This is a genomic window from Streptomyces sp. NPDC104096, from assembly GCF_055584385.1.
Window position 1 is genome coordinate 1 of the sequence record NZ_JBVJMD010000163.1, and the last position, 1252, is coordinate 1252.

At 59.5% G+C, this 1252-nt stretch carries 2 protein-coding genes; one reads left to right on the forward strand and one right to left on the reverse strand.

From position 1 onward, the window contains the following. Positions 1-868 (forward strand): hypothetical protein (locus ACZ60B_RS42985; protein WP_469397564.1); only part of this gene is annotated, 868 nt, incomplete at its 5' end. Positions 869-934: 66 nt separating this feature from the next. Here ACZ60B_RS42985 and ACZ60B_RS42990 read toward each other — a convergent pair. Further along, a partial coding sequence (locus ACZ60B_RS42990) for a UbiA family prenyltransferase (protein WP_469397567.1) occupies positions 935-1252 on the reverse strand: 318 nt, incomplete at its 5' end.

Genomic DNA, 1252 nt, shown 5'->3' on the forward strand with positions numbered 1-1252 from the left:
CTCGCGCCAGCGTTCGCTGACCCGCGAACAATTGCTCGAGCAGCTCGAGTGCTACCTGCAGCTGATGCGCAACGCGCCTTACGCCCATGACGTCACCGTACCATCGCAGACGCCGGACGAGCTGCTGGATCACGCGCTGAACATGAACAAGTTCGAGGTGGAAAAGGACAACATCGGCGACATCATCATCCTGCCGCGCGAGCAGGCGGTGCTGATGACCTATTACCGCAACAACATCCACCACCTGCTGGTGTTGCCGTCGCTGATCGCCAGCATCGTCATGCATCATCGCCGGGTATCGCGCGCCGAACTGCTGCGCCAGATCGGCATGATCTACCCGATGCTGAAAGCCGAGCTGTTCCTGCATAACGACAAGGAACAACTGCCGGACGTGCTGCGGCCGATGATCGACGAGCTGATCCGCCAACAGCTTATCTGCGACAAAGGCGACGAGCTGGTGCTGAACCCGGCGCGCATTCGCCCGCTGCAGCTGCTGGCCGCCGGGGTGCGCGAAACCCTGCAACGCTACGCCATCACTATGTCGATCCTCAGTGCTAACCCGAGCATCAACCGCGGCGCGCTGGAGAAAGAAAGCCGCATCATGGCGCAGCGTCTGTCGGTGCTGCACGGCATCAACGCGCCGGAGTTCTTCGATAAAGCGGTATTCTCCACCCTGGTGGCGACGCTGCGCGAAGAAGGCTATATCAACGACAGCGGCGATGCGATCCGCGAGCACACCCTCGAGGTGTACAACATGCTGAGCGATCTGATCACACCGGAAATCAAGCTGACCATCGAAAGCGTCAACATGCCGGAAGAGACCAACGCTCTGCCGCAAACCGATGCTGAAGAAGAGCAAGACGAGTGATTTCGTCCGGCGCGGAAACACAAAAGGCACCCCGAGAGGTGCCTTTTTTCTTGCTGCAGGAAACCGTTACGCCGGCAGATAACTCAGCGCGATGCCGATAAACACCACCAGCCCGACATAGTTGTTCTGCAGGAAGGCCTTGAAGCAGGCTTCGCGCTCACGCCCGGCGATCTGCTTTTGCTGGTGAATGAACAGCGCGCCCGCCAGCAACAGCGACCAGTAAAACGCGCCGCCGAGCTGCGCCAGATAACCGACCCACACCAGCAGCAGCAGCGTCGCGAACTGCAGCAACCCGACGATCAGCTTGTCATAACGCCCGAACAGGATAGCGGTAGATTTGATACCGATCTTCAGGTCATCGTCGCGGTCGACCATCGCATACAG